The organism is Paenibacillus sp. Soil750 (assembly GCF_001428045.1).
In the GTDB taxonomy this organism is placed as follows: Bacteria; Bacillota; Bacilli; order Paenibacillales; family NBRC-103111; genus Paenibacillus_E; species Paenibacillus_E allorhizoplanae.
Window position 1 is genome coordinate 166,775 of sequence record NZ_LMSD01000005.1, and the last position, 26,004, is coordinate 192,778.

25 protein-coding genes, 2 tRNA genes, 1 rRNA gene and 1 riboswitch are annotated in these 26,004 nt (G+C 46.9%); of the genes, 6 read left to right on the plus strand and 22 right to left on the minus strand.

The features are described 5' to 3' along the window. Positions 1-9: 9 nt before the first annotated feature. The 7 genes from ASL11_RS07250 to ASL11_RS07280 all read right to left on the minus strand — a co-directional run bounded on the left by ASL11_RS07250 (position 10) and on the right by ASL11_RS07280 (position 6,568). On the minus strand, positions 10-570 hold the full coding sequence (locus tag ASL11_RS07250) for a manganese efflux pump MntP (RefSeq protein WP_056611740.1): 561 nt from the start codon (positions 568-570) through the stop codon (positions 10-12). Between the two features lie 65 nt (positions 571-635). Next, entirely contained in the window at positions 636-1,715 is a 1,080-nt protein-coding gene (locus ASL11_RS07255) for an L-threonylcarbamoyladenylate synthase (protein WP_056611743.1), read from the minus strand. A 27-nt stretch (positions 1,716-1,742) separates the two neighbouring features. After that, the gene (spoIIR, locus tag ASL11_RS07260) at positions 1,743-2,510 is read right to left on the minus strand and encodes a stage II sporulation protein R (RefSeq protein WP_056611746.1); all 768 of its coding nucleotides are present in this window, start codon (positions 2,508-2,510) and stop codon (positions 1,743-1,745) included. 150 nt (positions 2,511-2,660) lie between these two features. Beyond that, a complete protein-coding gene (prmC, locus tag ASL11_RS07265) occupies positions 2,661-3,551 on the minus strand; it encodes a peptide chain release factor N(5)-glutamine methyltransferase (RefSeq protein WP_056611749.1) in 891 nt (296 codons plus the stop codon). Then, a complete protein-coding gene (prfA, locus tag ASL11_RS07270; RefSeq protein WP_056611751.1) occupies positions 3,551-4,615 on the minus strand; it encodes a peptide chain release factor 1 in 1,065 nt (354 codons plus the stop codon). The genes prmC and prfA overlap by 1 nt, the downstream gene beginning before the upstream one ends. Before the next feature lie 33 nt (positions 4,616-4,648). After that, on the minus strand, positions 4,649-5,749 hold the full coding sequence (gene ychF, locus ASL11_RS07275) for a redox-regulated ATPase YchF (RefSeq protein WP_056611755.1): 1,101 nt from the start codon (positions 5,747-5,749) through the stop codon (positions 4,649-4,651). Between the two features lie 78 nt (positions 5,750-5,827). Beyond that, entirely contained in the window at positions 5,828-6,568 is a 741-nt protein-coding gene (locus tag ASL11_RS07280; protein WP_056611758.1) for a PilZ domain-containing protein, read from the minus strand. Between the two features lie 102 nt (positions 6,569-6,670). Beyond that, positions 6,671-6,757: riboswitch (cyclic di-GMP riboswitch) on the minus strand. Positions 6,758-7,038: 281 nt separating this feature from the next. On the opposite strand from ASL11_RS07280, the gene tadA reads away from it, so the two are divergent. Continuing rightward, on the plus strand, positions 7,039-7,497 hold the full coding sequence (gene tadA, locus ASL11_RS07285; protein WP_327205090.1) for a tRNA adenosine(34) deaminase TadA: 459 nt from the start codon (positions 7,039-7,041) through the stop codon (positions 7,495-7,497). On the opposite strand, the gene ASL11_RS07290 is transcribed toward tadA, so the two are convergent. Next, positions 7,494-8,063, minus strand: coding sequence for a DUF1697 domain-containing protein (locus tag ASL11_RS07290; RefSeq protein WP_056611762.1), 570 nt, complete (start codon positions 8,061-8,063; stop codon positions 7,494-7,496). The two genes, tadA and ASL11_RS07290, sit on opposite strands and share 4 nt — an antisense overlap. A 15-nt stretch (positions 8,064-8,078) precedes the next feature. Next, on the minus strand, positions 8,079-8,576 hold the full coding sequence (locus ASL11_RS07295; protein ID WP_056611765.1) for a DUF1648 domain-containing protein: 498 nt from the start codon (positions 8,574-8,576) through the stop codon (positions 8,079-8,081). 131 nt (positions 8,577-8,707) lie between these two features. Between ASL11_RS07295 and ASL11_RS07300 the strand changes: the two genes are divergently transcribed. After that, positions 8,708-8,781: transfer RNA gene (locus tag ASL11_RS07300), tRNA-Arg, on the plus strand. Positions 8,782-8,911: 130 nt separating this feature from the next. On the opposite strand, the gene ASL11_RS07305 is transcribed toward ASL11_RS07300, so the two are convergent. Continuing rightward, positions 8,912-9,244, minus strand: coding sequence for a hypothetical protein (locus ASL11_RS07305; RefSeq protein WP_056611768.1), 333 nt, complete (start codon positions 9,242-9,244; stop codon positions 8,912-8,914). A gap of 149 nt (positions 9,245-9,393) precedes the next feature. Between ASL11_RS07305 and ASL11_RS07310 the strand changes: the two genes are divergently transcribed. From ASL11_RS07310 to ASL11_RS07325, 4 genes are all read left to right on the plus strand, one after another. Beyond that, entirely contained in the window at positions 9,394-10,599 is a 1,206-nt protein-coding gene (locus ASL11_RS07310) for an MFS transporter (protein ID WP_056611770.1), read from the plus strand. A 125-nt stretch (positions 10,600-10,724) separates the two neighbouring features. Further along, positions 10,725-11,255, plus strand: a complete 531-nt coding sequence (locus tag ASL11_RS07315; RefSeq protein WP_056611773.1) for a sigma-70 family RNA polymerase sigma factor — start codon at positions 10,725-10,727, stop codon at positions 11,253-11,255. Beyond that, entirely contained in the window at positions 11,252-11,728 is a 477-nt protein-coding gene (locus tag ASL11_RS07320) for a hypothetical protein (RefSeq protein ID WP_056611776.1), read from the plus strand. Before ASL11_RS07315 ends, ASL11_RS07320 begins: the two co-directional genes overlap by 4 nt. Next, positions 11,728-12,888: a hypothetical protein gene (locus ASL11_RS07325; RefSeq protein WP_056611779.1), complete on the plus strand. Its 1,161-nt coding sequence runs from the start codon at positions 11,728-11,730 to the stop codon at positions 12,886-12,888. The genes ASL11_RS07320 and ASL11_RS07325 overlap by 1 nt, the downstream gene beginning before the upstream one ends. A gap of 269 nt (positions 12,889-13,157) precedes the next feature. Here ASL11_RS07325 and ASL11_RS36340 read toward each other — a convergent pair whose 3' ends face one another. The 12 genes from ASL11_RS36340 to rrf all read right to left on the minus strand — a co-directional run. Further along, positions 13,158-13,328 (minus strand): small acid-soluble spore protein P, encoded by a 171-nt coding sequence (locus ASL11_RS36340; RefSeq protein ID WP_157256842.1) that lies wholly within the window; start codon positions 13,326-13,328, stop codon positions 13,158-13,160. Positions 13,329-13,346: 18 nt separating this feature from the next. Beyond that, positions 13,347-13,502 (minus strand): hypothetical protein, encoded by a 156-nt coding sequence (locus ASL11_RS37070; RefSeq protein WP_164483563.1) that lies wholly within the window; start codon positions 13,500-13,502, stop codon positions 13,347-13,349. A gap of 20 nt (positions 13,503-13,522) precedes the next feature. After that, positions 13,523-13,870, minus strand: a complete 348-nt coding sequence (locus tag ASL11_RS07330; RefSeq protein ID WP_056611782.1) for a hypothetical protein — start codon at positions 13,868-13,870, stop codon at positions 13,523-13,525. 120 nt (positions 13,871-13,990) lie between these two features. Continuing rightward, positions 13,991-18,163, minus strand: a complete 4,173-nt coding sequence (locus ASL11_RS35380; RefSeq protein WP_063795497.1) for a choice-of-anchor I family protein — start codon at positions 18,161-18,163, stop codon at positions 13,991-13,993. 148 nt (positions 18,164-18,311) lie between these two features. After that, positions 18,312-18,398 (minus strand) — tRNA-Ser (locus ASL11_RS07335). An 83-nt stretch (positions 18,399-18,481) separates the two neighbouring features. After that, positions 18,482-19,762 carry a serine--tRNA ligase gene (serS, locus tag ASL11_RS07340; protein WP_056611785.1) on the minus strand — a complete coding sequence of 427 codons (1,281 nt, stop codon included), beginning with the start codon at positions 19,760-19,762 and terminating at the stop codon, positions 18,482-18,484. A gap of 91 nt (positions 19,763-19,853) precedes the next feature. Then, positions 19,854-20,432, minus strand: a complete 579-nt coding sequence (gene pdxT, locus ASL11_RS07345) for a pyridoxal 5'-phosphate synthase glutaminase subunit PdxT (protein ID WP_056611788.1) — start codon at positions 20,430-20,432, stop codon at positions 19,854-19,856. Continuing rightward, entirely contained in the window at positions 20,432-21,313 is an 882-nt protein-coding gene (pdxS, locus tag ASL11_RS07350; RefSeq protein WP_056611791.1) for a pyridoxal 5'-phosphate synthase lyase subunit PdxS, read from the minus strand. The genes pdxT and pdxS overlap by 1 nt, the downstream gene beginning before the upstream one ends. Positions 21,314-21,432: 119 nt before the next feature. Then, the gene (locus ASL11_RS07355; protein ID WP_235550405.1) at positions 21,433-22,803 is read right to left on the minus strand and encodes a D-alanyl-D-alanine carboxypeptidase family protein; all 1,371 of its coding nucleotides are present in this window, start codon (positions 22,801-22,803) and stop codon (positions 21,433-21,435) included. A gap of 167 nt (positions 22,804-22,970) precedes the next feature. Then, complete coding sequence (gene guaB, locus ASL11_RS07360; RefSeq protein WP_056611795.1) at positions 22,971-24,428, minus strand: IMP dehydrogenase; 1,458 nt, start codon at positions 24,426-24,428, stop codon at positions 22,971-22,973. A gap of 161 nt (positions 24,429-24,589) precedes the next feature. Further along, the gene (locus ASL11_RS07365) at positions 24,590-25,795 is read right to left on the minus strand and encodes a putative glycoside hydrolase (RefSeq protein ID WP_056611798.1); all 1,206 of its coding nucleotides are present in this window, start codon (positions 25,793-25,795) and stop codon (positions 24,590-24,592) included. A 102-nt stretch (positions 25,796-25,897) separates the two neighbouring features. Then, positions 25,898-26,004 (minus strand): 5S ribosomal RNA (gene rrf, locus ASL11_RS07370); the annotation flags it as partial.

Below are 26,004 nucleotides of genomic sequence, written 5' to 3' on the forward strand. Positions count from 1 at the left end.
CGTATTGTATCATAGTAAAAACTTGATCCCAAACCCTAATAGGATAAGTCCACCGAATGCCTCACCATATTCCCCAACCCAACCGCTAACTCGTCTTCCTAGCAGCAAGCCCGCTATTGAGAGTAGGCCACCAAATAGACCGAAGATCAGTACGGTAAGCACAATGTCCGTGGCAAACATCCCCAGAGAAACACCCACTGAGAAGGAATCTATACTAACACTAAGGGCAAATATAATAAGCCCCCATAACGTTCGATGATCGAAGGCCGAAGCCTCTTCCCCGCGTATCGAGCTATATACCATATGTGCGCCAAGCAAAATAAGTAAACATCCCCCAGCCGCCGTAGCTACGTTTCCCAGAAGGAGGGAGACATACTGCCCCATAAACATCCCCATCAATGGCATGAGCACGTGAAAGAGACCGATAATTAAGCTGATTTTCAAAATATCCAACAGACGAATGCCCTTCATCCCTATGCCAATTCCTAACGAAAAAGCATCTAGGCCCAAAGCAATCGCCATTATTCCAATTGTCATGAGTTGCCCAACTTGTACCCCAGATGCGAGCATAGCACGATCCCCCTTGTCCACGATTCTTTCTCAAGATATGCGGACAAACTGGGAATCATGCTAATTTAGAGGAGAACCCGCTCGTGACCTGCTGCTTTGAGCAGTCGATTCATAATGGCACTGCCAATCCCTGCATCTGGAACACCTTCTGCAACAATATAGCTAATGCCTTTGTGATCAAAAGTCCGCAGAGCGGCATAAAGATCTCGAGCTATTGTTTCTGGCTGTGACAAGGAGCCGCATGCGACAACGAGATCCGCTCGGTATCCGCCTACTCTTTCTTCAAAAGTGAGAATACCCGTTGACTCTCCCCGTGACTTTGCGGCATCGATATCGCGTTGAATCCATGCGGAGACTTCCAGCTCGTCGTCCCCTTGAACGATATGCATATAGCCTTTGGGCGCATAGTGCGTGTACTTCATACCTGGCGCACGAGGCGTATCCGCAGCTTTAACCTCTGTCGGTTCAGCTACATGAATACGCATATCTGGCAAAACCGCCTGCAGCTGCTCCGCAGTCACACCACCTGGCCGCAACACGTATAACTCGCCGTCTACAAGTTGAATAACCGTAGATTCTACACCGACACCCGTTGCACCACCGTCTACAATCCCGCCAATCTTGCCATCCAAATCATCACGCACATGCGATGCCAAGGTTGGACTCGGTCTACCCGAGCTATTCGCGCTCGGCGCTGCGATCGGAAGCCCCGCTTCCCGCAGCAACTGTAGGGCTACCGGATGGTCTGGGATACGAATACCAACCGTTTGCAGTCCAGCCGTAACGAACGGCGAAAGGCTACCTGCACGTACAGGTAGCACAATGGTTAATGGTCCAGGCCAGAAAGCCCTCATTAGCGCCCGATGATAAGCTGTGAGACTATCTGACTGAACAAGGCCTGAGAGCTGCGTCGCATCAGCGATATGTACGATTAGAGGATTGTCGGAGGGCCTCCCTTTTGCGGCAAAAATCTGCAGAACCGCTTCGGTATTCGTCGCATCGGCACCAAGTCCGTAAACCGTTTCAGTCGGAAAAGCGACTGTATCCCCTTGTCGCAAGAGACTTGCTGCCTCTGCTATATCCTGGGCTGACTCACTCTGCTCGCCTTGATCCACGTTCCAATAGGTTGTCACAATCACTCTCATCCTTACTTGTATGAAATAAAATGTACATTAACTAAACCAGGAAAAGATCGCCTTAAACATTTCCCAGATAAAGAACTTCACTTTCGGTTGAGCTGGCTCTTCGGTCGTGGAAGTTGAAACTGAAGCTGCTACTACCTCAACTTTAGCGTCCTTCTTAGCAACTTTCTCTGTAGAAGCAGCTTTGTCCTTGCTAGTTTTAGCCTTATCTTCTTTAACTGGTTGCTTTTCCTTGCCGTTCTCATCCGTTGTTTTGGCCACTACAACTGCTGCCGAAGCAACCGCCTCACCCGATACGGAGTCTACAAAGCATAACGGTGGAAATAAGACGCACCACCAATTTTGTCCTTCTCCAGAACCAATCACAACACGTAAAGCTTCATAATCCCCAGCTGGGTAGACATCATTACCGTACATTTTGGTTGGAAAAGGGACAACACCTAGCTCCACTGTATGCGGGTAGTTGTAGCCGCGGGAGGCAATCATCTCGCCAACGAGTTGATCGAATTCAGGCAAATGCGCATTCACAACCGCTCTAGCCTCGTCCAAGGAATGTGGTCCAACAACCCAATCCGCCATACGGGCAATAATCGCATCGCGAATCTCGCGTTTCAAGGCTTGGTCCTGCGCAGAATCCGAGTTTGCTAGAATACGCAAACGAATCGATTCTTCTGGTATCGTAGGCGAAATAACCGCCGCATTCGTACGATTGGATTCCCAACACATAATCATAAGTATAAGTGCAAAAACAATGAATGATAAGCTCTTAACTGAGTGGCGCTCCGTTCTCTTAACCATGGAGAGTAGCCCCTTTCCCGTCTTCTACTAGCCAGTATGGACAATAGTGGGTGGGGCTAAACCTATGAATCTATTATTTTTTGCAAAATGATAGAGTTGGTCCTCCGAATAGAGAGAGAGGATGTGAGGTAGTCGATCTCGGAGGATCGGCTACTCGGGGGAACGGATCGCGATCACGTGGCGATCAATCCCCTGGAGATCCTGCACGAAGCGGATCTCCGTCCAATCCGCGGCGGCGCGCAGCAACGCCGCAACTGCCTCCGCCTGCCCGATGCCCACCTCGAACCCGACCACGGTCGGGATTCGCGGCAGCCGGTGCAGCTGCGAGATCATCCGGCGGTACAGATCGAGTCCCTCGACACCGCCGAACAGAGCTGTGTGCGGCTCGAATAGCCGCACCTCGGGCATTAGCGCCGGCAGGTCGCCGTCAGGAATATAGGGTGGGTTCGACACCACCATATCCGGCGCGAGCCCGCGCTCAATATAAGGCTCGAGGAGGTCGCCCTCGAGCCAGGTTATCCGCGCAGCCACCTCGTGGCGCTGCGCATTCTTGCGGGCCATCTCCAGCGCTGCCGCGGAGATGTCACTGGCTGCCACGCGCCAGGTAGGGCGCGCGTGTGCAATCGTCACCGGGATGATGCCACTCCCGGTGCCCACATCCGCAAGCAGCGGAGCGCCTTGCGGGAACAGACGCGAGCCCTCGTGGAGCATCGCCTCCACGAGCAGCTCGGTCTCCGGCCGCGGGATCAGCACGGCAGGCCCGACTTCGAACGGAAGGCCGAAGAAATCCTGCTCACCGGTGATGTACTGCACCGGTTCACCCGCGGCCTTCCTTGCAACTAGCTGGTCCCACGTGGCGACCATCTCCTCTGGCATCTGTTCCTGCCACCAGCGGAACAACAGTTCAGTCCGCGTACAGCCACCTAAGAGGTGCTGCAACAATAACTCCGTACAAGACGAAGCCTCTGCGACGCCTTGCTCCGCTAAAAAAGAAGAAGCCTTCACAAAGGCTTCTCTCACACTCATGTTGGCAGTCGTCATTACATTGCCTCTAAGGCATCGGATTGTGCAGCAATCGTTAACGCTGACACAATTTCCGCCATATCGCCGTTCAGCACCGTCTCCAAACGGTGAAGGGTCAAGCCGATACGGTGATCGGTAATCCGGCTTTGCGGGAAGTTGTACGTACGAATACGCTCTGAACGGTCGCCCGTTCCGACTTTGCTTTTACGCTCGCCGGCATATTTCGCTTCTTCTTCTTCACGCAATTTATCTGAAATTCGCGTACGAAGTACGCGAAGCGCTGACTCTTTATTGGAGTTCTGCGATTTACCATCCTGACACGTTGCGACGATACCCGTTGGTACGTGGGTTACACGCACAGCGGATTTCGTTGTATTAACGGACTGACCGCCTGCTCCACTGGAACAGAATGTGTCTACGCGAATATCCGCATCGTGGATGACGATTTCCACATCTTCTGCCTCCGGCATAACAACAACCGTCGACGTGGAGGTGTGGATCCGTCCACCGGATTCCGTTACTGGAATACGTTGAACACGGTGCGCACCGCTCTCGAACTTGAGCTTGCTATAGGCACCTTTACCCGTAATCATGAAAATTATTTCTTTAAATCCGCCCAAATCATTCACGGATGCATCCAAAATTTCCGTTCTCCAACCTTGCGCATCCGCATAACGCGTATACATCCGGTAGAGGTCGCCTGCGAACAGCGCAGCTTCATCGCCACCTGCCGCGCCGCGAATTTCCACGATGACGTTCTTGTCATCATTAGGGTCTTTCGGCATCATCAAAATGCGGAGATGTTCTTCGAGTTTAGCAGATTGCTCGCTAAGCTCTTCGATCTCCATTTTGACCATTTCGCGCATCTCATCATCCAGCTTCTCATTCTGCATCACTTTCGCATCAGCTAGCTGTTCGCTCACACTCTTATATTCATTATAAGCATCGTAAGCTTCCTGAAGATCAGATTGCTCTTTGGAATACTCTCTTAGTTTCTTCGTATCACTCGTTACATCCGGGTCACACAATAACTCGCTTAGTTTGTCATAGCGGTCCACAATGGACTGAAGTCGATCCAACATAGGGGATCACTCCTTTCTTGTTTTTGTAGTTAATTAAACGTTGAAACGGAAATGCATAACGTCGCCGTCATTCACTACGTACTCTTTACCTTCAAGGCGAACTTGGCCTTTTTCTTTCGCACCAGCCATGGAGCCAGCAGCAGCCAAATCGTTGTACGAAACAACCTCTGCACGAATAAATCCACGTTCGAAATCCGTATGAATCACGCCAGCTGCTTGAGGAGCTTTCGTTCCTTTACGAATCGTCCATGCTCTAACTTCTTGAACTCCAGCTGTGAAATACGTGTACAAGCCGAGTTTGCGATAAGCAGCTTTAATCAATCTATTCAAGCCGGACTCTTGAAGTCCCAACTCTTCCAGGAACATCGCTTTTTCTTCGTCTTCCAGCTCAGCAATTTCGGATTCAACCTTCGCGCTAATGGAAACAACTTCGTTGTTTTCTTTCTCTGCGAATTCCTTCACAATTTTAACGTATGCATTATCGTCCGCCGTTGCAACTTCATCTTCACTCACGTTTGCCGCGTAGAGCACTGGCTTCATCGTTAGCAAATGTAGATCGCGAACCAGAAGGCGCTCATCTTCTGTTAAATCCAAGCTGCGTGCTGGCATATCATTATATAAGGCTTCTTTGATACGTTCCAAACACTCAACTTCAGCAACTACTTTCTTGTCGCCGCCTTTGAGGTTTTTGCGTGAACGCTCGATCTTTTTATCAACCGACTCAATGTCTGCCAGAATCAATTCAAGATTAATCGTCTCGATGTCGCCAATCGGATCAACTTTCCCTGAAACGTGAGTAATATTATCATCCTCAAAACAACGGACAACATGCACAATCGCATCAACTTCGCGGATGTGTGCTAGAAATTTATTTCCAAGGCCTTCGCCTTTGCTCGCACCCTTAACTAAACCCGCAATGTCAACGAATTCGAAGGCTGTCGGCACGATGCTCTTAGGCACAACGATTTCCACCAGCTTCTGCAATCTCTCGTCTGGTACTTCTACTACCCCAACATTCGGATCGATCGTACAGAACGGATAATTCGCAGATTCTGCCCCCGCCTGTGTAATTGCATTAAACAATGTCGATTTTCCTACGTTCGGTAGACCGACGATACCTGCTTTCAAAGCCATTGTCGTTACAACTCCTTAATTTTCGAAAATCATCCTTCTTATTATATAGTACTTAGCGGGCAAAAAAAAGCCTGCAAGCTATTGATTGGCTGCAGACTTTTTTTCCATTGCTTTTTTGAACTCTTCATCCCGCTTCTGTTCGAAGTAGGTTTGGATCTGATTTCGAAGAATAAACCCCCGTAATGCATTGCTTTGCTCGGCAGGAACGCTCTCGAAGCTGGCTCCATAATAGTAGCCGTCTTCCTGCTTTTCTTTCCTTATAATTTCCAACCTGCACGGCATCTCAAAACCTAAATCTAGCTCAACTTGCAACATACATTTCTTATGAAGAATACCATCGATCATCGAATTATCATTAATGATAAAGCCAATTCCGTTCATGGAAATATTTTTTATCGAAATTTCAATTGGATTTTCCAAGTGATGCTGCTCTTTTTGGGTTATATTTTGAAATCCTACAATGTATCCTACGTTCTTCACTTCGACCCGCGGGAACTCCCGTTTCTCCGAAAACTTCTTCCGATTCTCAGGTGGATTGATCACGATCAGTGAACCAGGCTCTCTAGCTACGACTGTCGAATGAAAAACGAATAGACCTGATTTCGTGTATAACGTCATTTTGGTCTTATCACCAAGCTGAAATACCTCATATTCCGGCAGCTCAATCTCCATGATGTCTCCTTGTGCATAGGTAAGAATACCTGTTGACACGAAATCATCTTTCGCCACTACAGCTCGGCAATTAATCAATACCTCCGCATCATATCCTTCTTTACTCCCATATCGCTTCAAAGCATCCTGCTTCATTGCCATGCTCATCTTCACCCTCCCTTAATGATGGATTTCATAACACTTTTCCGCACAAAATAGACTGCCCCCACTTAGGGACAGCCTATCACCGCAATCAAAAAAGCATCGATTTTCGGTAACCAGGCTGCCATAGTTCATAAGAACCGTAGACCCTCAGCTTTGCGTCCTTGCCTTTCAGCAAGTTTGCCATTGTCGAACCCTGCTATTCATTTATATATATCGTTATTGGTCTAAATGATCTATCTTTCGTCCAAACTGGTCTAAAAGACCCACTGTAATCACCATTATACGTAGCTTATGCACTTCTTTCAACTAAAATCCTTGCATGGGCAATGTTTTTATTGTATGAATGTGTAGTGGAATTGAATATCCACAGGTTTATAAGTTATCCACATTGTTATCCACAGCTTGTTAACAACGAATATTTGTTCGGATTTTTATACACATGTGGATAAACTATTATTGCGAGGTGTCCCCCTGTGGATCAACATATCCCTTGGATGAGAGAAGCGATCGGTGAGGCGCTGAAAGCCGAAGCCATCCGCGAAGTTCCGATCGGCGCGGTCGTCGTCCATCAAGGTCAAATCATTGGCCGCGGCTACAATTTACGTGAAACAACTCTTGATCCGCTTGCGCATGCAGAGATGATTGCTATTAAACAAGCGAGCGAGCATTTGCAGGCTTGGCGCCTTCTGGACTGCCAGCTCTATGTGACATTGGAGCCATGTCCGATGTGCGCGGGTGCGATCGTGCAAGCACGAGTGCCTCAAGTTATTTATGGTACGGTAGATCCGAAGGCCGGCTGTGCGGGAACGTTAATGAACTTGCTGCAGGAAGACCGGTTTAATCACCGGGTCGATGTGGTTAGCGGTGTTTTACAAGAGGAGTGTTCCACGATGTTAACGCAGTTTTTTCGAAAATTGCGGGGCAAAGCCTAGGGGGCTTTGCCGTTCGGATTATTTGCTGGCTGTAAGGCCTCGGCTAGCACTACGAGCTTGCTCATCGTATTCCAATTACGTGTCGTCGTACGATCGCCAAGTTTCTGAATGTTGCTCGCCAGCTTCGAATCCAACACACTTTGCCGAAACAGAAAATATATGGTGCAGCCCCGTATCTGAAATTCATCTACTTCACTCTGTCCATTAGATAAGATGTCGGTGAATGTCTGCGGGGCCTCTTCTGTAAGCACGGAAATTTGAATGCTCTCCCCTTCGGACAAAGCTTCTGCGTCATAGGGGCAATTCCTTACAAGTTCAGTAAGCTCCGCCGCGGTGCGCAAAATAATAGTAGGCGCTACGCCTACCGCATCGCTGATTGCTTTTTCAATACGCGTACGTAGGGTTTCTCCTGACTCTTCTGATTGAAACAGCACATTGCCGCTTTGCAAATAAGTCTGTACTTGCTCTAATTTTAAGGCCTCTAGCGTCTTTTTCAAGTCGGCCATTTTGATTTTGTTCTTGCCCCCTACATTAATCCCACGCAGAAAACCAACATAAATTGTCATTGTGGCTTGCCTCCCTTACTTTAATTTTATGGAACGAATGATGAAGAAGATGATCGTGCCAAACAGCATCACTAGGATGAGTCCTAGCACCCACCAATTGAGGTCAGCGTTGCCCTCCTTACCACTTTGGATAACAGACCATTCAATAAATCCAAACAGAATGACAATCACTGTTTTGAGACTATTTATTAATAAACGCGCATTCTGATATTGTCCACGGGCATTCTGAGGCGTAATTTGGGATGGATAGTTATACACATGAGGGACCTTGCTTAGGAGCGTCAAGCCAACATAGATGATAACTCCTATGAGTGGTAAGGCAATTAGGCTCATTTTGTTCCCCCAACCATCGATCTCCCCTTTACCATTAAAATGCATTGGAATTCGCTCAGGCATATCTTGCCACATGTAGGCGACATATGCGATCATACTTATGATTACGAACAGGGAAATAACATCGAGTATGATTTCAACTTTAGTTCTGGCGAGATGAATCACCGGACGTTGCTCCATACGACACCTGCTTTCTGTTGGATTTCTTTTTCCACTATGTACTTTCCTTATTCCAAATCAAACCTCCTGCTTGCACATGGGTTAAAATGGTTGCACCCCGAAAACATCTCGTGTTAGAATGACGATACTATGCGCCCGTAGCTCAGCAGGATAGAGCAACAGTTTCCTAAACTGTAGGTCGTACGTTCGAATCGTATCGGGCGCGTATACGAAATTAATTCGCATTAAAAAAGACGATAGCTAATCGGATAATCCCCGACTGCGATCGTCTTTTGTTTTATGTTGATATAGGTATAAATTTGGTGCGGTTGGTGCAGCCGTATTGCCCTTGTCTACTAATACCAAGGATAGTAAGGATAAAATGGGCGGTAGTACGGGAACGGTCTAAAGAACGGAAATCCAAAAAGAAAAAACGGAAAATGCTGCCGACGAAACCGGCGGAATCCATAACCAAACGGTTGTCTGTAGGGATCCGTTTCCCTTCCCTCGCCACCAACCTCTTCTGGAACTAACATCATGACGCCTTCATTATCCATACCATCAATAATTCCCTCAATTTGTGACCCATCTTTCATATGTGCAATAACATGGTAATTCATATATTTGTTACAATGTGCCTTTACGTCGCCACTTATTTGACTTGCTTGAATAGGATTCATTGCGGACACGCCTATCCCTCCTTCTTTAACTACCCATAGGATATTCGCCCACTAAAAAACGGTTACAGCTTTTTTGCCTTAGCATATTCCTTTTGACGCCCAGTTAACAAAAGAACGATAATAGAGTTATCACTGATTAGAAAGGAGTCCTCGCTCCGATGACGACTCGCCCTATTTCATCTTATCGCATCCCGCTCTTCTGTGCGGTCACAATGCTGTTCTGGATGTCGATGTACACAAGTGTTCCGATCATGGCGCCTTACGTAGAATTCCTCGGGGGAAGCCATCAACTCGCCGGCTGGATTGTCGGTATGTACGGCATCTCGCAGATGCTCCTCCGCATACCCGTAGGCATTATGTCAGATCGCTTTCATAAAAGAAGGCTGTTCATCACCTTCGGTCTCCTCTTCACTGCCATTACGGGACTCGGCCTGTGGTTCACGCACGATTTTACATGGATCTTAATCCTCCGAGCACTTGCAGGGGCAGCTGCAGCGACTTGGGTTGATTTTACGGTACTATTCACAAGCTATTACAAGCATGAAGAGTCTACGAAGGCGATCGGTACGATCTCCTTTTTCAACTCACTCGGTCAGGTGCTGGGCATACTTAGTGCAGGCTGGGCAGCAGACAAGCTGGGTTGGGAATCTGTGTTCATTCTCGGCGCAATACTTGGTCTGTTAGGCATGATCGGTTCCTTTTTCCTCATCGAAAAAGTAGAGAAAGACGCGCCCAAAATCACCATGCGCGGAATCGGAAACGTGGCGACGGATCGCACACTTCTCTTTGTTTCTCTGCTCGCTATCTTATCGCAGGTGTTGATATTTGCTACGGTGTTCGGCTTCACGCCGGTTTATGCGATGCAGCTTGGCGCAGATAAATTCTCGCTCTCCTTACTTTCTTTATTCGCGAACGTTCCTGTTGCACTAGCCTCTTTATTCGGCGGAAGGCGTTGGGCGATGAAATATGGCGAGAAACGCATGGTTGTAGCTGGCTTCCTTCTTATGGGGATCTTCACCTTTACGGTGCCGTTCACCCATCATCTCTGGCTGCTCATGATTACACAGGCATTTGCCGGGTTTGGTCGCGGACTTTCGTTTACCCTGCTCATGGGGATGAGCATTAAACATATGCCAGCGGATAAGCGAGCGACAGCAATGGGCTTTTTCCAAGCGATTTATGGACTCGGTATGTTCGTAGGACCTGTCCTTATGGGCATCATTGGCGACTATTTCTCGCTGAATGAGGGCTTTATTGTACTCGGCGTCCTCGGTGCTGGCAGTGCACTACTCGCATATCTGTTCGTTCAGAGTTCCGTTAAGAAACAGCCTCTGGGGACTAACAAACCTACAATAGCGCAATGATAGTTAAGAGTGAATCTCACGATTCGCTTTTTTTTCATACATGTGCAGGGGTAAGATGGGTTAGCCTCGTCTATTCATGAGGAGAGGAGGAGAAGCATATTGAGGAGCATGTACTAATTGATCATATTCTAAAAGGCGATGAAGCGGCATTCCGTGAGTTAATTGCAAGGTACCGTCCGTATATTCTGCAGACGATCTCTGCTATTGTTCGTCATCAGAAGGACGCCGAAGACTTGTCCCAAGAGGTTTGGACCCGCATCTACTTCTCCCTCCCTCGGTATGAAAAGAGAGGCCTGAAAACCTGGATGACCCGCATCGCAGTGAACCGGGCTATTGATTTCAAACGCGCCACCAGCCGGCGCAAGGAGGACAGTGTCGCCGGATTCGAGGAGGCACTGTCTTCAGCAGGACCAGCACCTCCAGAACTAAGTGTGGAGCAGGAAGTGTTGATCAGAGAAACGACGGAATTCGTTCGTCACAAGCTCCATCAGATCCCAGCAAATTACCAAGATGTGTTATTGGCCTATTATATTCATCAACAATCGTATCAAGATATTGCCGATGCTCAAGGCGTTACAATCAAGACGGTCGAATCAAAGCTATACAGAGCCAAGATGTGGCTGCGAAATCACTGGAAGGAGGAGGAGTTTCGATGAAGGGTCGTCATTTTAACCAGCAAGCGTGGTTGCAGTATGTGGAGGAGCGTCTGCCGTTACAAGAACAAGAAGAGATGGAAAATCATCTCTATCAATGTGATGAATGTCTAGCCAACTATATGCAGTGTGCGGAGCAAGTAATTGTCATACCAGACATGGACGCTAAACAGACAACAACCTATGTGAATGGCATTATAGCCCGAACGGTAGGAATGAAGCCCGCTTGGCATCGCTCAACCATGTTCCACTATGGGATTGCGGCAGCCGCGACGCTTGTGCTTGTGGCGACTGGCTTTTTCCATGGCATATCACAGGAATTAGGAACGTTGAGTGCCTTCAAGCCCGCTCCTCCTCTGGAAGCGCCTGCCTCACTTAAAGCTCAAGTGCCGATTTCGGATCAACTTATCCATAAAACACTAACATGGTTAGACACTTTACAAAATGAACAAAAAAAAGGAGGCCTTGAGCCTTAATGCCTACCAAAAGTAATCTTGTTGCATTCCTACTGTCCTTCATACCTGGAGTGGGTCATTTGTATATGAACCGTACCATCCGCGGCTTGCTATATGGCTTTTTATTCTTCGGACTATCTTTCTTACTCTTTCTAGGAATTGTGTCCCATGATGCCGACGAATTCGCCTTTCTGCTTATACCCATCGGGCTCACGTGGATTATCAACATGGTCGATATGGTTATCTACTTATTGAACGCTCCAGCTCCAACACCAATGCCATTTCCAACAACCTATCATCAACCGATACCAGCTCATTATGGACCTTATCCACCTGAGCAAGAGGTGCCATCTTGGGATACTGCCTCCTATTATGCTCAATTTGCAGGAAGACAAGAAAGATCTAAAGTTCTCATGCTCTCCTTCATTCCAGGTGTTGGCCATTTCTGGCTTGGTTTAATGCAAAGAGGCCTTACAGCTATGATCTCCTTCTTCGGAATTGCCATTCTCGTGTTCTTCATCGCCATTCTGACGCATAATGAAGGTTTTATCGTGTTCCTATTGGCGTTGCCAGTGCTCTGGTTTTACACCATGTTCGATGCGCTGAAGCAGCTAGATCGCAAACAAGCTGGGCTAGAGCTCACAGATCGAAGTATGTTTGAAGATTTCCAACGCGATGAACATGGACGCAAAAATCGGACCCTTGCCACGATTATCGCCATTTTCCCCGGTGCGGCGCATCTGTACTTATCGATGACCAAACGCGGTATCCAGCTGATGGCAGTTTTTCTTTTTTCCATTTACGTGTTAGATGTGCTGCGGCTGTCCCTTTTCTTCTTTTTGATCCCGATCCTATGGTTCTTTAGCTTTTTTGATGCCCTGCAGAGCATTTCTAAGTATGAAAATGGGACTTTAACTGACAAGCCTCTCGTTGAAAACTGGACAGCCTACCAACGTTATATTGGCGCTGTTTTGATCGTTTTCGGCGGCTATTACATCTTCAGCGATGTCCTTGTGCAATTTATGTATCAGTTTCTACCCGCTTCGCGGAATTATATGTATTTGATCAACAACTTCAGCCAGACCTTCATTGTCGCTGTGCTCCTCATCGGAGGTGGCATTTGGTTAGTAATGAATCGGAAGCAACAGAACACCATAGACAACGAAAAAAAGAACCCCTAAGGGTTCTTTTTTCTGTCGGCATTGATGATATTTCTTTGAACCTTGTTACTCATAAAACTTAAGTTAAATCTGCGTATAAAACACGGTAAGTGTCTTTAGCACATCGCCCTCCAGCCTGATTATAACAGGTAGAAAAGTCCTCTTTGCAACGGTTGTTTCGCTTTCGCTAATTGCTCCAACGGAACCACACCTCTCTGCTTGCCGACAATAATAGTATGACCGATTTCCGTTTTTTTAATCATGTTTTATTAAAAAAATTTCGTTGCCTATTAGCCACCGTGTCCATGCCCTTCCGCAGCGTGCCCGCCGTGATGATTCTGGTTCTTCACTTTCTTAGATCCAGACAACGGCTCCTGATTGCCACCCGCGTTGTTTCGGTTTTTTACATTGCCATTATTAACGAGATTGTCGCCTGCGGAATAGTTCTTAGGTTTAGACATAGCTCCTCATCCTCTCTTTTACGAGTTTGTTCCTTCATGATTTAGAGCATCCTGATGCCGATGGTCATTGACCTTCTGCTGGATCTGCTGCGCATTATGGGCGTCCACTGGATTGGCATCCAAATCCTTGGCCACATTCTGCAAATTTTTATCCGGACTCTTTTGCTTCGTCATCACGGTGTCCTCCTTCTTACTTAAGCGTTGGTGACCTTCTGCAAGGCCTGTGCACATTCATGAATATGACGCACATAATCATCGATTAGCGACTGTACAACATCGCTGCGTTCGTCAATATGCGTCGTTCCTTGCTGCACATCGGTTAGTTCAACTTTCACTTCTCTGGCATCCATATACGTCACTTTAAAATCAAACGAATAGCCAGTATGCCCCGCCGTCATAATGTGCACGCGGACGGCCTCCGCATCACCTTCATCTGCCCATACCCTCGTCTGATCGGCAGGCTGCAGAACAGTGGGCATGACGCGCATCCACTCTTTCACGATTTCAGCTTGATCCACGCTAGGCTTATCTGATTTGCTCATAGGTAACACCTCCACATGATTAAAATGCGGAAGCCGCCCGTGTTTTATCCATGTAAAAAAACACCTACTCCCCAGCACGAATCGAATCGTGTTAGAGAGTAAGTGCTATCCGCTTCCGGTTTATTTTACGATTTGCTGCAAAAGCATACCCAGCATCTTCGCTGCTTCTTCACGCGAAGCAAAGTCCTTCGGCGCAAATGTATTTCCCGATTTCCCGGAAATGATGCCAGCCTGCTGCATCGCTCTCGCCGCGTCTACGGCGAAGGCAGGAATCTCTGCACCATCTGCGAAAGGTTCAGCGCTCACCGCTTGCGGTAAGCTAAACTTCTGAAACGCAGCAAACCTCGCGATCATCGTGACCATTTGCTCACGCGAGATGTTGGCAGCCGGTGCGAATACACCCTCGCTTACACCGCTTGTAAGGCCGTTCTCAGCTGCCCATTGGACAGACTGGGCATAATAGCTGTCTGCCTTCACATCGCGGAAACTAGACGATTTGTAGCCGCTAAGGTTCACGCCAGCCATGCGAGCCAACATCAAGGTGAAATCCGCACGACTGATTTGGGCATTTGGGGAGAACTGGCCTTCTGCTGTTCCATTGATAATATTGCGAGCCGCTAAATATGTGATATAGCTCTTAGCAAAGCTTGTTGACGTATCACCGAACGCAACGGGTGAATAACCAACCGCATACTGCGAGAAGTGATTTACTTTGAAAACCAGCGTGCCTGTAACCGCGTCGTAGTAGCTATTCGAGACTTTGACGAGCTCACCGTTGTCAGTAATGTAAAAGGCTATAATGGCATTCGTATCTTCATTTGCCGTCGGTCTATACGGTACTTGAATCTCAACTGAACCTCCGTTGAAGGTGGAAACCGTTTTGCCTCCTGCTGTGATGGTGAAATCGAAGACAGGGCGGTCACCAATAGCCGCTTTAACGGCGTCACTATCTTTTGCTGTCATATGTTGTGTGACGGCAGTTAGATCCGCTTTAGCGATGGACAGGGATACTTCACCCGTCGTCGCAGTAGAGGTGATGGCAGCCAGCACACTTTTATCCAATGTGACCGAGCCAATACCTAAGTCTAGCTTAACTGCTGAAGTGGAGCTCTCGGCAACCTTAACGAGTGATTCCGCAGGCAATTTAATAATCGCTTCTTTCGAAGTAGCATCTACAGTTGCCTTAATTTCAAGAATTGATGATTTTCCTGCTGAGTCGGCCATCTGTTTTAACGCATCCGTTACTTGCGCAACCGTAAGATTAGCCGTTGAAGTGCCTTTGCTGTCTTTGACAGTTGGCGTTGTAATTGTAGTCATCTCTCCGCTAGTTGTTGGTTGACTAGGTTGTGTTCCCGCTACCGGTCCTGGACCAGAGGAGGACGATGTGCCACCAGAAGATACGGTTACTGATATTTCCGCTGTCGCATACCCATCAGGGCTTATAGCTGTAATTACCGCGGTACCCGTATCCAAGGCTGATACAAACCCTTCTGCACTCACCGTTGCAACCGCTGAATTTGAAGATTTCCAAGTTATTGTGCCTGAGCCAACAGATTCCCCTGCAGCCGTCGTCACCGTTGCTGTAAGCTTGCTTGCAGCGTCTCCCTTGGTAACAGAAAGTGTGGATCTATCCACGCTAATCCGTTGCACATTAAGCTGATATACGGCAACCGTTCCGCCCACCTCATTAGCAACGAGAAGCAGTGGATTCCCATTCGGGCTAATCGCGGCAGGTATGTAATCGATCCCCTCTGGCCCCGTATCTGTATTCAGATTGTCCTTCGGTGTAAACACACGTGAATTGGTATAGTTGACGAACTTGGCATTCGCTGGATCCGATACGTCATAGGTCATAATACCTCCGACACGCTCAAGTCCCACAAAGGCAAGTGTTTTACTACCTACTTTCCCCACTTTAACATCTTCAGGCTCTGGCCCTTTCTTCGAACTGCGGTCGTCTAAAGCTGTTTTACTATTGCTCGTGTTGAAATTATTCGGCACACGCTGTGCTGTGACTTTCTCAAATTCATTCCCACTGTCATATACTTGCGTCATCGTGTTCGCCTGCCAGATCGAGAAGGAACGGCCACCATAGAGATAAATACTATCCGACCCCATATCACTAGCTACTTCTACACCGTCGTAAGTTATCTTGCCAGCCAAGAATTGAGCGGCAGGTGAATTAGGTGCTAAACTGCCTTTCATCGCACCAATCGTGCTTCCATTGCCCCTCACGCCCGGCCATTCGGTGACGTCTCCCTCATTAGCAGAGAATACATAAGGAATACCATTGATCGTTTGGCTTGCAATGCCATCTGGCATGTACATGCCATAGAACGGAACATTTTCAAACTTAATGGCATTATCCTTCACTAAATCCAAAGCATTCCGTGCAAGGCTCAAATCCTTCAGACCTAGCCCTTTTATAGAGATGACAGCTTTCGTTGCTAAATCAATTGTTCCAATTGCATTATTTTCTTGGAAGGATACATAGGCTTTGCTATTATCCTCAGAAAGCGCGATATATTCAGGTTCCAAATCAAAAATTGCGTCCTGCTTCGTACCTTCGCCTGTAATCTGACCCGTTACTGGTGTAGAAGCACCGCGGATATGAACCTTATTATCGATGACGGAAGGATCGGCAAATCTTAGTTGTGTCACACTATCCATCATCGTATCAACGATGGTTATACTTCCTTCAGGATCTGTACCAGCCGTGCGAGGCTCACCTTCATTCGCAGTCAAAATATATCTGCCATCTGTTGTAGATTTAATCATATCCGGTTGAACGCCGGCGTCGTACATTTTCACAACATTGCCGTCATAATCCAGGACGACGATTTTACCAGCCTTTTTAGAATCTAACTCTTGCACAGATACAGATACCTTTTTGGTAGTCGTATTCACATCCACACTTGTTAGGTCACCATATAGAAAGCCGTTATTTTCAACCAAATCTTTAACTTTAATCGTTTTTTCTTTAACTAGGCCTTGCACAAGATCTAAACGAACGATATCTAGGCTAGGTGGATTTCCGGATCCATTAACCAGATAGAACTTATTATTATCCTTGTTGTATTTAACAATCTCAGCGACACCGCCGTCTTTATTCGTAATTCCTACTTTAAAGTCTGTGAGCTTCGTGATGCTCAACATATCTTTGAATAGGTTAGAAGCGGGTTCAACCTTAATCGTCAAATTACGGCCATATTGCGTTAACAAACTATCCGTCACTTTGATGTATACATTAGATGTGACTACTTCCGTCGGCTTACCGTACACTTCACCAGTAACTGTATTAATGGCTAATCCGGCAGGTAATCCTGTAGCTGTGAACGTAAATGGAGCTCTCCCTCCATACACATTCATGAATACTGAATAAGCTTCTTGCTCATAGGCTGTAGGAAAAGTTTCATTCGAGTAACCAAGAACAGTTACATTATTGTCCCATTGCCCGAATGACCCATATTTAGGTCCTTTAACTGCCAATTCCTGCGTAGTCGAATCCGCAATCCCGAACTGACCAAAATCCTGCTTGTTATTATCCGTATCTGTTAGTGCTTTGCGACGGACGGATATCTTTTTGGAAGTACCTTCTGAAGATCCTCTCGGATAATCAAGTTCAAAACCATCAATGTCCGTTTGAATATCTATATTGTCTCCATCATTACTTCCTGAACCTATCATATCTACATAACCATTAGGCTTTGGTACATTGGTAAAAGGGTTTTTATTGGTGACATCCAACTTCGTTTGATTACTCATTAAAACAACTTTCAACCCTTTATTATTGATAAAACGGGTACTCCATAATTGGTCATAGGTATTTGTAAGGTTGAGTTTAGGTGCGGTTGCCCCTGTCGCTTGCCCAAGGATAAGAAAGGAGGACTTGGCTTTAATCGTGCCAACAAGGTCTAATTTATCCCAATCGCCCGTTGGCCCTGTTTTGGCGGATGTTCCACGATCCGCATATTGCAATGACCAGCCCGCTAAGCTGATATCGCTGCTCGTTGGGTTATATAGCTCTATAAATCCATGGGTAGATGCTGTATTTCCTGTATCCGTTACCAAACCGCCGCCATAGACCTGATTGATGAATACATGCGGTACTGTCACATCGTAAGTGCCATTCGTCTGATACGGCGTTCCTGGTGTTATCGCTACAGCGCTTGCTGGAATGGCTATTGCTAAAGAACTTATCGTGACTGCCACGGATAAAAGTACCGAGACTACCTTCGTTCCAACCTTCTTCACAGGATTTTCACTCTCCTCATATTGGGTGATCTCGTCCATTATAAGAAAAGCTCCAGCTACGAAATACCCACTTTTCGTTAAAATATGATGTAGATTTTGTAAAGCTCGCCCCTTGTATATGGAAAACAAAAAAAGCCACACGATTTCAAGAATCGCATGACTTTTTGGTTGGGTATTACCTTGGCTACGGAGAGGGTGGGATTCGAACCCACGGAGACCTTGCGACCTCGGCGGTTTTCAAGACCGCTGCCTTAAACCACTCGACCACCTCTCCACGATAGGCATCTCCGATTAGGGAGACGACCTTGTGCAGTGACAAAAAGCATTGTAGCACATAATCGTCACTCGATGCAAGTGCTATTTTTTCGTGATGACTTTTACGTTGTTCATGTAAGGAACAAGCACATCTGGAACGATGATCGAACCATCTGCTTGCTGGTAATTTTCAAGAATCGCAGCCACTGTTCGACCAAGCGCTAAGCCTGATCCATTCAGTGTATGCACGAACTCGGGCTTCGCCTTCGCATCGCGGCGGAAGCGAATGTTCGCTCTGCGCGCTTGGAAGTCTTCGAAATTGGAGCAGCTGGAGATCTCGCGGTATGCGCCGCTGTTAGGCAGCCATACTTCCAGATCATAAGTTTTCGCGGATGTGAAACCAATATCGCCTGTGCAGAGTGACAGCACACGGTAAGGTAGCTTCAATAGCTGTAGAACGCGCTCAGCATGCCCTGTAAGCTTCTCCAACTCCTCGTAGGAGTCTTCAGGCTTTACAAGCTTAACAAGCTCAATTTTGTTGAATTGGTGCTGTCTGATTAAGCCCCGTGTATCACGACCAGCGGATCCTGCTTCCGAACGGAAACAAGCACTGAACGCCACGAAGTTAACTGGCAGCTGTTCATTCGTTAGAATATCTTCGCGGTGGTAATTCGTAACGGGTACTTCCGCTGTTGGAATTAGGAAATATTCCGAATTCTCCAGCTTGAACACATCTTCCTCAAACTTCGGAAGCTGTCCTGTACCTGTCAGACTATCACGGTTGACGATATAGGGAGGCAGCATTTCTTCATAGCCATGCTCATCGCTGTGCAAGTCCATCATGAAGTTGATTAATGCGCGCTCTAGGCGAGCTCCTAAGCCCTTGTAGAACACGAAACGCGAACCTGTTACCTTCGCCGCTGCTTCGAAATCCAGAATGCCCAGATCCTGCGCAACTTCCCAATGTGGCTTCACTTCGAAATCGAACGAAGGAATGTCGCCAATCCGGCGTACTTCTACATTCTCTTCTTCCGTACGGCCCACAGGAACGCTGGCATGCGGCATATTCGGAATGGAGAGTAGAACTTGTTGTAACGACTCGTCCAAGACACGGATCTCGTCATCAAGCTCTTTAATGCGGTCTCCGACCACTTTCATTTCTTGAATCAGCTCATCCGCGTTTTCACCGGATCTCTTGCGTCCCGCTACCTCTTGGGAAACGGTATTACGACGGTTTTTCAGCTGTTCCGTTTCTTGCAGCAGCTCTCTGCGCTTCACATCTAATGCTGTGAAACCATTAAGCTCCTCGATCTGCTTGCCGCGGTTTTGCATGGCAGCTTGTACAGCTGCTAAATCACTTCGAAGTAACTTTACATCAAACAAGGAGATTCCTCCGTTAGCGCAAAATGGTTTGTATATGGAAGCAAGCACCCATACCGGCAATCCGGTTAACTCGGGGTGCTTGAACCATTGGTTATGCTTGGCTTTGCTTTACCATGTCTAAGAAATAACTGTGCAGACGGAAATCATCCGTCAGCTCCGGATGAAAGGACGCCGCAAGGAGATGTCCTTGCCGCGCAGCTACGATCTGGCCGTCATACGTGGCCAGTACATCCACATCCGGTCCCACTTTCTCAATGAGTGGAGCTCGAATGAACACCGCGCGAACGCTCTCGTCAATGCCTTTGATCGGCAAGTCCGTCTCAAAGCTTTCGCGTTGACGACCGAACGCGTTGCGAGCCACCGTAATATCCATCAGCTCGAGATGAGCTTCCGGTTGTCCGGTGATCTCTTTCGCGATGACAATCAACCCCGCGCAGGTGCCGAACACCGGCTTGCCTGCCGCGGAGAACTCACGCAACGCATCGATGAAGCCATACGTGCGCATAAGCTTACCAATCGTCGTGCTCTCTCCGCCAGGGAGAATAATGCCATCTAGCTCAGCGAGTTGCTCGGTGCGTTTAACAACGACACCTTCGGCTCCCGCCTTTTCAATACCACGTATATGCTCTGCTACCGCGCCTTGCAGTGCGAGAACCCCAATCTTCGTCATTACCAGCCGCGCTCCTGCATGCGCTCGGAAGCTTGAAGCTTGGAAATTTCGATTCCCTTCATAGGGGCACCTAGGTTTTTGGAAATTTCAGCAATCAATTTGAAGTCTGTGTAATGCGTTACAGCTTCAACGATCGCTTTCGCGAACTTCTCTGGGTTATCGGATTTGAAAATACCGGATCCAACGAATACTCCATCAGAACCAAGGTGCATCATAAGCGCTGCATCAGCAGGTGTGGATACACCGCCAGCTGCGAAGTTAACGACAGGTAATTTACCTGTTTGGTGAACTTGCAGAAGCAACTCGTAAGGCGCGCCAAGAGTTTTCGCTTCGAACATCAACTCATCCAAAGACATGCTTTGAACTTTACGAATTTGACCTTGAATCGTACGCATGTGACGAACAGCTTCTACGATGTTACCAGTTCCTGGCTCACCCTTCGTACGAAGCATGGATGCACCTTCACCGATACGACGCAAAGCTTCGCCAAGATCACGGCAGCCACATACGAAAGGCACTGTGAAATCACGCTTGTTAATATGGAACACTTCATCTGCAGGAGTAAGTACTTCACTCTCATCGATATAGTCAACGCCTAGGGATTCAAGAATTTTCGCTTCAACGAAGTGACCAATTCTTGCTTTCGCCATGACTGGAATGGATACAACTTTCATAACATCTTCAACAATTGTTGGATCTGCCATGCGGGATACGCCACCTGCTGCACGAATATCAGCGGGTACGCGCTCAAGCGCCATAACAGCGGACGCGCCAGCTGCTTCTGCGATTTTAGCTTGCTCGGCGTTCATAACGTCCATAATCACGCCGCCTTTTTGCATTTCGGCCATACCAGTTTTAACGCGGGAAGTTCCTGTTTCCATTCTTGATTTCCTCCTATAGCTTCTATGCAATTTCGGTGTAGTTCCCTACACGATTCGATATAAACTTCTAAACAACAATTTTACATGAAGGAGGGGTAATATACAACCCATTTTCTGGCCTAAGAGCCGCCTTTAATCCCATTGAACATATCGCTGAAGAAGTTTTTAATGGAGCGGAACAGCAACCTGATCCAACTGCCTTTCTCGACATCGCCATCTGCAATTAGATCTACTGTTTTTTCTTGCCCATTGTAGTTCACTTTCACTTTGCCAAGCTTATCCCCTTTTGTAATTGGAGCTACTAGCTTGCTTTCTTCAACAGACTCTGTCGTCACTTTGAATTCCGTATCTTTCGCGCCTTTTCTAGCAACGAATGTTAACCCCGTTTTTGTAACAAGAGGTACTTCTAATTGTACACCCTTCTTAATGTTCACACTTTTCAAAGAATCTATAGTCTGTTTCGCATTCAAGAATGGTTTTATTTCAAAATTATTAAATGCATAGTCCATCAGCTTGCGTGTTTCATTGAAACGTTCTGGTTCTGTCTTCGTCCCCATAACAACCGTAATCATACGCATACCGTTACGTTCTGCCGTTCCCGTGAAGCAGTAGCCCGCATCATCAGTTGAGCCTGTTTTCAAGCCGTCTAAACCTGCATACGCATACTTCTTAAAGTTGGTGTTCGTTGAATTCCCTTCTAGCATCCAGTTCCAGTTGATCATAGGTGACTTATCTGTTGCTCTCAGCTTCAAGGAAGGGATCTTCGTAAATTCTAGAATTTCTTTATGGTCCTTCAAAATATTATAAGCAAGAATGGCTGCATCGCGCGCCGTCATCTTCGTCTCACCTTCAATAGAAGCAGGTGGATTCTTGAGATCCGCACGTGAAAGTCCTGTCGCACTAATAAAATGAGCCTTATCCGACATCCCAAGCTGTTTCGCTTTGTCATTCATCATTTTCGCGAAATTCTCTTCTGTACCGCCAAGCAATTCAGCAAAAGCGACAGAAGCATCGTTCGCGGAATAAATGGACATCGCATTGAACATATCTTTGAACGTTAGTGTTTCATTCTCAGCGATCAACTGGCCGGAACCAATAACATCTGCTGCATTCTTAGTGGCTGTCACAGGTGAGTCCCACTTGAATTTGCCTTCTTTAATGCTTTCCATTGCCAAATACTCTGTCATCATCTTCGCCATACTTGCCGGAGGGAAGGCTTCGTCTGCATTCATTTGAAACAGGACTGCTCCTGTGCTGGCTTCCATGATTATCGCAGATTTCGCTGCTACTTGAGGTTCATTCAAAGCAGGTGCTGGTGTAGTCCCTGCGTTAGGTGCAGGCGTTGTCACCGCCGCTGGGGATGGAGAAGCCGCTGGCTTTTTCTCATCTGCCGCGTAGGTTGGCTGTATATGTAAAAGTAAGGATTGAGCAATTAAGCTAATACCTAACACCAAAGCAACCTTTTTCTTTGTAAATCGTAAAAATCTCACAATTTCACTCTCCCTAAATAATGTTTGTAAAACAATATGACACGTTATATTGTATCACACCCCATTAGACAAAAAAAAGAAAACGTGGGTTCAACTCCCACGCCTCCAATTTCATCCATATTGTGACAATATATAGGGACCTTTTAGCAGAGCTAAAAGTCTCTTATCTACATCGAGTAATTTGGTGCTTCTTTTGTAATTTGAATATCATGCGGATGGCTTTCTTTCAAACCTGCTCCCGTAATACGAACAAATTGCGTATCATGAATAAGTTCTTGAATGTTGCGCGCTCCACAATACCCCATGCCTGAGCGAAGTCCGCCAACCAGTTGATACACCGTATCCGCCATTGGCCCTTTATAAGCCACACGACCCTCAATACCCTCTGGAACAAGCTTACTCTCGTTCTCTTGGAAGTACCGATCCTTGCTGCCTTCCTTCATCGCACCTAATGAGCCCATTCCGCGATAAACTTTGTATCTGCGACCTTGGAAAATCTCAGACTCACCAGGACTCTCTTCTGTCCCTGCAAAAAGACTACCGATCATAACCGCGCTAGCTCCCGCTGCGATCGCTTTAACCACGTCACCAGAGTACTTAATACCGCCATCTGCGATAATCGGAACACCAAATTCGGCTGCTGCTTGTGCGCAATCATAAATCGCGGTAATTTGTGGAACACCAATCCCTGCAATAATGCGAGTCGTACAGATCGAACCAGGACCGATCCCAACTTTCACCATGGAAGCTCCTGCTTTGATCAAATCACGCGTCCCATCACCAGTCGCTACGTTACCTGCGATGATCGGCAGTTCTGGATATTGGGCTCTCAGTTTCTTCACAGTCTCTGCGATGTTAATATGATGACCATGTGCAGAATCTACGACGATGACATCAATACCCGCTGTAACAAGCGCTGCGGCTCTCTCCAGCACGTCTTTAGACACACCAACAGCTGCACCAACAAGTAGACGCCCTTGAGCGTCCTTAGCTGAGTTAGGGAATTGAATTGCCTTCTCAATATCTTTAATCGTAATTAACCCTTTAAGACCAAAATTCTCGTCTACCAAAGGCAACTTTTCAATTTTATGCTTCTGAAGGATGCCCTCTGCTTGCTGAAGAGTCGTGCCAACTGGTGCTGTTACAAGACCTTCCTGCGTCATCACTTCTTTAATTTTAATGGAGTAATCATGTACAAAGCGCAAATCGCGATTCGTCAAAATACCAACTAAACGATTATTTTCATTTACAATCGGTACCCCTGAAATGCGGTATTTCGCCATCAACTCTTCAGCATCATAAACATGGTGTTCAGGCGTCAAGGAGAAAGGGTTGGTGATAACGCCACTCTCTGACCTTTTGACACGATCAACGTGCTCAGCTTGTAGCTCAATCGGCATATTCTTATGAATAATTCCGATGCCACCTTCACGGGCCATAGCAATCGCTAGCGCGGACTCCGTCACTGTATCCATAGCGGAGCTAATGAAAGGGATATTTAATTTCACACCAGGCGCCAGTTGCGTCGAAACGTCGATCTCCTTACCGAACACTTCGGACCTCCTCGGCACTAACAAAACATCATCAAACGTTAAACCTTCCTTGCCAAACTTATCTTCTCTCACAGCGTTCCATGTCCTCCTTAAGCCCTCTAACTGAAGAAAGCTTGATTCATTAGCCTCAGCTCATTCTTTCGTATGATTGCAATCTTAACAAAAGCCTATTTTTGGTGTCAAGGAAAAGGACAAGCCTTCAGCTTCCCCTCACCTTGAATAAGTCAATTCCGTTAACGATAAGAGTAAGTGCTGCTTGGATTCCAGAGTAGGAACTGCTCGATTCCTTGCTCCTTCGCTGCCTTAATCTGCTCCTTTACATCGATCACACCATACTTTTTATGAGGCTTCACCCATGTTGCCGTAAAATCCTGATACCAAGGCCTGATCTGTGCAACCTGACTACTTGATTTCGCTAACTGATGGTTTTTCCATTTGGCGTCGTTAATGGCTTGATGGATGATCGCGTATGGCTGCAAATCCGGGTATTTCACCCCATAAATTCCTGTCGTGTAGTGTGACGGATACAGCATCGGAGAAATAAAGTTAACCTCTTTACTAATCATCGCCCAATCTTGTCCAATGCCCATATCATTAGGTAAAGACGTCGTTAATCCGAATACATCTGCCGAAATATACGCCTTATTGCCGATCTGTTCCTTCGCTTTATGCAAAAACGTTGCAATATCCTGAGCCTTACTTAGCTTCTGGGGGTTGTCGAAAAGGACCTCCTGGTCCACCTTCTGACCATTTTCCGGAAATCTCACATAATCAAACTGAATCTCATCAAAACCCAGATTAGCTACCTCATTGGCGATTTGAATATTATAGTCCCACACATCCATCTTAAAAGGGTCTACCCACGCGATTCCTTTCGCATCCTTCCAGACACTACCGTCTCTGTTTTTCATAGCGTACGTACTCTTCTTCTTACTTAAATAAGGATCCTTAAAAACAACAAGCCTAGCTATCGTATAAATATGCTTCTGCTTCAATCTCTGCAGCTTCGCTTTCATATCTTGTATAATGACGTGGCTATTCGCCCCGATTTCATTGACCAAAGGAACCGTTGAGGGATAGGTTACTTGGCCGGAATCGTTCTTAACATCAATCACCATCGCGTTTAAATCCGTATGTTCCACCAGTTCAATTAATTGCTCGAATTTGCTGCCTACGGAGGACCAGGCGGATACATAAATACCTTTCACGATCGGTTTCGCAGGCATGGAAAAAGAAGGATTTACAGCCACAGCCTGCGGCATCTTCTTCGGTTCTTGATTAGGCGCGAGCCCCATGCTTCCTACATGACTTAAAGAATGAAGTGGATTTGCCTCTTCTTTCACTTCTTCGATTTTCGTTGAGCAACCATTCATCATCATCGTTACTATCGAACAAAGACATACCCTGCCCATCCATCTCATGCTGCTTGTTTTTCTCATCGTCATCCCTCCTCGTAGGATTAGTATGGTTAAAAAAGCAATATTTACAGATGCAAAAAAAAGAGTCTTTCTGGAAAAAATCCAGAAAGACTCTTACTGTGTGCTTGGCAACGTTCTACTCTCCCAGAACCCTGCGGTTCAAGTACCATCGACGCTGGAGGGCTTAACGGTCGTGTTCGAGATGGGAACGCGTGGGTCCCCTCCGCCAT